The organism is Nguyenibacter vanlangensis (assembly GCF_013376155.1).
GTDB classification, from domain to species: Bacteria; Pseudomonadota; Alphaproteobacteria; order Acetobacterales; family Acetobacteraceae; genus Gluconacetobacter; species Gluconacetobacter vanlangensis.
Genome location: NZ_JABXXP010000150.1, coordinates 1 through 5,746 on the forward strand (window position 1 = coordinate 1; position 5,746 = coordinate 5,746).

5 protein-coding genes are annotated in these 5,746 nt (G+C 65.6%); all 5 read right to left on the bottom strand.

Annotation, left to right across the window (positions count from 1 at the left end; all coding sequences use genetic code 11):
* Nucleotides 1-78: 78 nt before the first annotated feature.
* Entirely contained in the window at nucleotides 79-747 is a 669-nt protein-coding gene (locus HUK84_RS09135) for a haloacid dehalogenase type II (protein ID WP_176640018.1), read from the bottom strand.
* A gap of 105 nt (nucleotides 748-852) precedes the next feature.
* Nucleotides 853-1,599: an HAD-IA family hydrolase gene (locus HUK84_RS09140; RefSeq protein WP_176640019.1), complete on the bottom strand. Its 747-nt coding sequence runs from the start codon at nucleotides 1,597-1,599 to the stop codon at nucleotides 853-855.
* Between the two features lie 26 nt (nucleotides 1,600-1,625).
* Nucleotides 1,626-4,058: a TonB-dependent receptor gene (locus HUK84_RS09145; protein WP_246285574.1), complete on the bottom strand. Its 2,433-nt coding sequence runs from the start codon at nucleotides 4,056-4,058 to the stop codon at nucleotides 1,626-1,628.
* Nucleotides 4,059-4,227: 169 nt separating this feature from the next.
* Complete coding sequence (locus tag HUK84_RS09150; protein WP_218064291.1) at nucleotides 4,228-5,298, bottom strand: tartrate dehydrogenase; 1,071 nt, start codon at nucleotides 5,296-5,298, stop codon at nucleotides 4,228-4,230.
* A gap of 48 nt (nucleotides 5,299-5,346) precedes the next feature.
* On the bottom strand, nucleotides 5,347-5,746 hold a 400-nt coding region (locus HUK84_RS09155), incomplete at its 5' end, for an aldehyde dehydrogenase family protein (protein WP_176640020.1).

Below are 5,746 nucleotides of genomic sequence, written 5' to 3' on the forward strand. Positions count from 1 at the left end.
CCCCGCCGCCCAGCACGGCCCGCCGGGGGATCGCGCCGGCTCGGCCGCCGACCGGTGCTGTCTGGCGCGGGTCCAGGGTTACAGTCCGACGACGGCAGGCAGGCCGCCGATATCCGTGATCTCGGTATAGCCATAGGCCGGAGTAGAGGGCTCATGGCCGCGCGCCACGAAGACCTTGTGGGTGATGCCCAGGTCCCGTGCGGTCATCAGGTCGTAGCGCAGCGACGAGGAGACGTGCAGCACGTCCTGCGGCCCGCAGCCAAGCTGGTCGAACATATATTCGAAAGCGCGCATGCGCGGCTTGTAGGCCTGCGCGTCCTCGGCGGTGTAGACGCGATGGAACGGCGCGCCCAGCAGCCGCACATTGTCATGGATCTGCCGGTTGTCGGCATTCGACAGGATCACCAGCGGGATCTCGCGGGCGATCCTTTTCAGCGGCTCGGTGACGTCCGGCCACGGGCCCCAGGTGGGCACCGCGTCATAGAAACGGTTGGCGACGTCGGCGTCGAAGCGGATGCCCCAGCGGCGACAGGTCCGCTCCACCGCGTTCATCACCACATAGCGATAGGGCTTCCAGGCGCCCAGGACCTCGTCGAGCCGATAGCCCGCGAAATCGGCGCAGAACCGGGTCATCCCCTCTTCCGGGATCTGGTCCGCGAACAGGGTGCGGGCCAGGTCGCTCATCCGGAAGCGGGTCAGCGTGCCGTAGCAGTCGAAGGTGATGTATTTCGGCCGGAAGACAGACATGACTCTCTCTCTTTCTCTTCGGTGGGCTTTCTCCACTCCATCACGGACGGCACGGTCGGATCATCCGAAACGGCCGCCGGCACAGAGTTTCCTGCCGAATGACTTTCAGATCATAGCAGGATCGCCTGCACCCGGCGTCTTCATCACCAGCCCCCCGCGATCGGCCAGGTCGGCCAGTTCGGCCATGCTGTGGAAATGATAGTCGGGCGCGGTCAGCGTCTCGACCGCGACGGTGCCGCCGAAACCGCCGCCCGCCGCCTTGCGCCGCTCGATCCAGCAGACGGTATAGCCCAGCGCGCGCGCCACGCCGATATCATGGAACTGGCTCTGCGCCACGTGCAGCACGTCCGTCTTGACGAACCCGGCGGGGGCGAGCTTCGCCAGCGCACGATCGAAGAAGGCCGGATCCGGCTTCTCGCATCTTGCGTCATCCACGGTGACGGTGTCGAAGAACGGCATGCCGAGCGTCTTCTCCATGCCGGCGAAGGCCCAGCGCCGCGCATTCGTCATCGCCACCAGCCGGAAATGCCGTGACAGGCGCGCCAGAGCCTCGACCGAGTCGGCAAAGGCCGGCCAGTCATGCGCCGCCGCGACGAAGCGTCGCGCCGCCTCATTGCCGGGCGGCAGGCCGAAGCGGGGCGCCAGTTCGTGATAGATCGGCTCCAGGTCCTCGGGGAACAGGCGCTTGTCCGGCCGGTTCCGCATGCCGCGATAGGCCGTCAGGAAGGATTCGAAGTCCAGCGGCGGCGCGTCCGGGCCGCGCAGGGCGCGCAGGGAGTCATGCATGCCCCGTTCGAAATCGATCAGCGTGCCGACGACGTCGAAGGTCAGGACCCGGGGTGTGCGTGTCATGGACTTGGCTTTCGCGATGACGGGTTTCAGAACCCGGTGGTGAGGGACAGCACGCCGGCGAAGCCGCCGCCGACATAATAGGTCGGCGCGCTGCCGGCGATGCTGGACCCGAAGACGCCGCGCATCGTCTTGGCATTCATGCTCAGGCCGCTGACGCCGGACAGGAAACCGTTATTGCCGATATTGAGCAGATTGAGCTGGATCTGCGGATGTTTCAGATAGCTGAAGGAGCGGAAACGATAGCCCATGTTCAGGTTGAACGTCTCGAAGGACGGCACCGTCTCGTCATCCATGAAGGTCGAATATTGCTTGCTGACGTAGTTCATGTTGAACGCGCCGAACAGGCTGCCGTCATCGTAGGACAGGCCGACTGCGACCGTCGCCTTGGGGCTCTTGACCGCGATCTTGCCGGCGGTCGGCACATAGTCGCCGCCGACCTGCAGGTTGTTGTCCGTCGTCGCATGCAGATACTGGGCCGAGACATAGGGGCTGACATGATGCCACGGCCGCAGGCCCAGCTCGATCTGCGCGCCGCGCGCCGTCTGGCCGCCGCCATCGATCGATTCCGTGACCGGAATGCCGCTGGCATAGGTCGTCGTATTGATCTGCCGGTTGGTGAAATTATAGTTGAACAGCGCCAGCGCCAGATTGACCAGGCCGTAATGGCGATAGCCGATTTCCTCGCCGATCGCATATTCGGGCTTGGGGTCGACGGCGTGCGCGCGAGTCAGCGTGCCGGTCGAGACGCTGAAACGGTCGGCATAGGACATGATCGAGGCCGGCAGGCGGAAGGACGTCGTGCCGTTGACATAGACCATGTCGTGCGGCGTCAACCTGTAGCTGACGGCGACCTGCGGCAGCGGCGCGGCCTCGCTTTCGCCATTGCGGTAGGTCGCGCCGGGAATGTTCTGCGTTTCGGTCCGCGTCACCATGGTTTCCTTGAACCCGGCCGTGAGCGTCAGCCGGTCGCCCAGGGCCCTGTAGGTGTCGTTGATGAACAGCGAGTTCGTCTGCTGGACCAGGTGGATGTCATATTGCGACAGCGGCACGCCGCTCTGCGTCAGGATCGGCCACTGGCCGTACATGCTGGAGACCTGCCCCTGGGGCCCCAGCGCCTCGTACAACGAGGGCTCGGACTGGTCGAAATAGGCATACCAGTAGCCGATGGCCAGCGTGTTGTGCCCCGATGTCCAGGACAGCGTATTGTTCAGGCCGCTGTAATACAGATTGTAGGTATCGATCGAAATCGCGGGGATGGTCGGCCCCGCCTGGGCACCCGGCACCTGCAGCACGCCGGCCGGCTGGTTGCCGTAATAGCTGGCCGTGCGCGACAGGTTGGTGCCGCCATTGTCGTAGCCGGTGGCGTAGGTGAAATAGGGCGTGGTGTTGAAGCGCAGCCCGCCGCCGAGGTCGAGGCTGACGGGCGCGCCAAGGATCACGGTGCGGTGCACGTTCTCCTCGAGCTTGTAATAGGCCGAATTTCCGGTCGTGTATGTGTCGGCATAGTTGTAGTTCACGCCGTACCGGTTCCATTGCGCGCGGGTCGGCGCGCGCAGGTAGTATTGCAGCGGGTCGTTGTAGGACAGCACGAATTCGGCACGGTTGCCGTGCCCCCATTCCTTCAGGATCTTGCCGTCCACGTGATAGCGGCGGGTCTGGCCGACGCCGCGCCATTCATCCGCCTCGCGATAGGAAAAAGACAGGAAGGAACGGATGCCGGTATGGCCGATCTCGCCGCTGTCCAGCCGGACGAATTCCCGCTTCAGGCTGAAGGAGCCGTAGGACGCATTGACCAGGCCGCCGAAATTCTCGGACGGATCGCGCAGCTTTTCCGTCAGTTCGCCGCCCACCGCGTTGTAGAGCGGCGAGGTGATGTCGGGCGAGCCCTGGGTCAGTTCGATGCTCTGAATATTCTCGTTGTCGGCGGTCGACGAGGTATAGGGCAGCAGATAGACCGGTGCCGCGGTCGGAATCCCTTCGTACAGATAGCCGATTTCCGTCTGGTCCAGCCCGCGTACCGACAGGCCCTGCTGGTCGTCATTGGTGCCCAGCGGATCGTTGCCCGAATAGACCACGCCGGGCAGGCTGGCGACCATCGCGACGGGGTTGGAGGTCGGGCTTTGCTTGGCGATGAAATCGCGCGTCAGGCCGCTGCGCGATTTGGGGACCGTCTGCGGCGGCATCAATCCGCCGCCCGGGGTGGTGTTCGTCACCCCGGTGGCCGAGGCGATCCCGGCGCGGACCGTGATATCCTCGCCCGCCCGGGCCTGCATGCCGCGCGGACGGCTGGCCTGCTTGGCCGGAGATGGCTGCCGGGGATGGGACGTCGCGCTCGCCGCCCAGCCGGCATGGGCCGACAGCAGCGTGGACAGCGACAGAACGGCCAGGCGCCCCCCTGCCGTCAGGCGTCGCCGGACGCAAGGCCCCGGAAGAACGGACGATGTTCTGGAATATGCCATGTCGGACTCCATCTGCGGGAGACGGGGTGCCGCTTCACACCAGCCCCGGCCGCGTTGCGTTTTCTCCTGACAGGCCATTCGTTACACATCCGGGTCAGGGCATTCTGTCGATTGTCCTCCCGTGACGGCAGATGATTTCGTTCTTTGAACGAAATGCGCAGGATGCGCCCTATGAGGCCGGCAGCGCCGCCGCGATGGCGTCGCCAAGGTCCGCCGTCTTTGCGCTGCCGCCCATGTCGGGCGTGCGCGGCGCGTCCGCCCGTTCCAGGACGGCCGACAGGGCGCGCAGGATCATGCTGCCGGCCTCGGCCTCGCCCAGATGGTCGAGCATCATCGCCGCCGCCCAGATCTGGCCGATCGGATTGGCGATCGCCTGTCCGTAGATGTCGGGCGCCGAACCGTGCACCGGCTCGAACATCGACGGATAAGCCTTCTCGGGATTGATGTTGGCGGACGGCGCCACCGCGATGGTTCCGGTCATGCCCGGCCCCAGGTCGGACAGGATATCGCCGAACAGGTTGCTGCCGACCACCACGTCGAACCGTTCGGGCGACATGACGAAGCGCGCCGCCAGGATGTCGATATGGTACTGGTCGGTCCGTACGTCGGGATAGTCCCGGCCGATCGCCGCGAACCGCTCGTCCCAATACGGCATGGAATGGAACAGGCCGTTGGACTTGGTGGCCGACGTCACGTGCGGCCGGCCCAGACCGCGCGCCAGCTCGAACGCATAGCGCAGGATCCGGTCGGTGCCGTGGCGGGTAAAGATGGCGGTCTGCGCGACGCCTTCGGCCGGCGTGCCTTCCGCGAAGCGGCCTCCGATCCGGGAATATTCGCCTTCGACATTTTCCCGCACGATCCAGAAATCGACGTCGCCCGGTTTCTTGCCCGCCAGCGGGCAGGGAATGCCGGGCAGCAGGCGCACCGGGCGCAGATTGACGTACTGGTCGAATTCCCGGCGGATCTTCAGCAGCATCCCCCAGAGCGACAGATGGTCCGGCACGCCCGGATACCCCACCGCGCCCAGCAGGATCGCATCATTCTGCGCCAGTTGCGCCATGCCGTCATCGGGCATCATCCGCCCGGCCTTCAGCCAGGTCTCGCAGCTCCAGTCGAAATGACGGAAGGCGAAGCCGATGCCGCATAATTGCCCCACGCGCTTTAGGACCTTCAGCGCCTCGGGCATGACCTCCTTGCCGATGCCGTCGCCGGGCAGCACGGCGATCGAATATGTCGTCATGATTTCTGATCCTTGTCCCTGTGCCGGCGCCCGCTCGCGGACGGACTCTCAATCCTCGAAGGCCATCAGTACGCTCTTGTGCCGCAGATTGGCCTCGACCGCCTGGCGGCCCAGATCCTTGCCGATGCCCGATCCGCCGAACCCGCCGGTCGGAATGACGAAATCCGCCGACCGGCCATAGCGATTCACCCAGACCGTCCCGGCCTTCAGGCCGCGCACCGCCCGCATGGCGCGGCCCAGGCTGGCGGTATGCACCCCGGCGGCCAGCCCATAGGTCGGATGTGACGCCAGGGCCAGGGCCTCATCCTCGTCCTCGAATGTCTGCACGGTCAGGACCGGGCCGAACAATTCGTCGCGCACCGCCGGGGTTTCGCCGGTCACGCCGTCCAGGATGCAGGGCGACAGGAACACGCCGCCCCCGCCCTCCAGCCGGGCCAGCGGGGCCAGC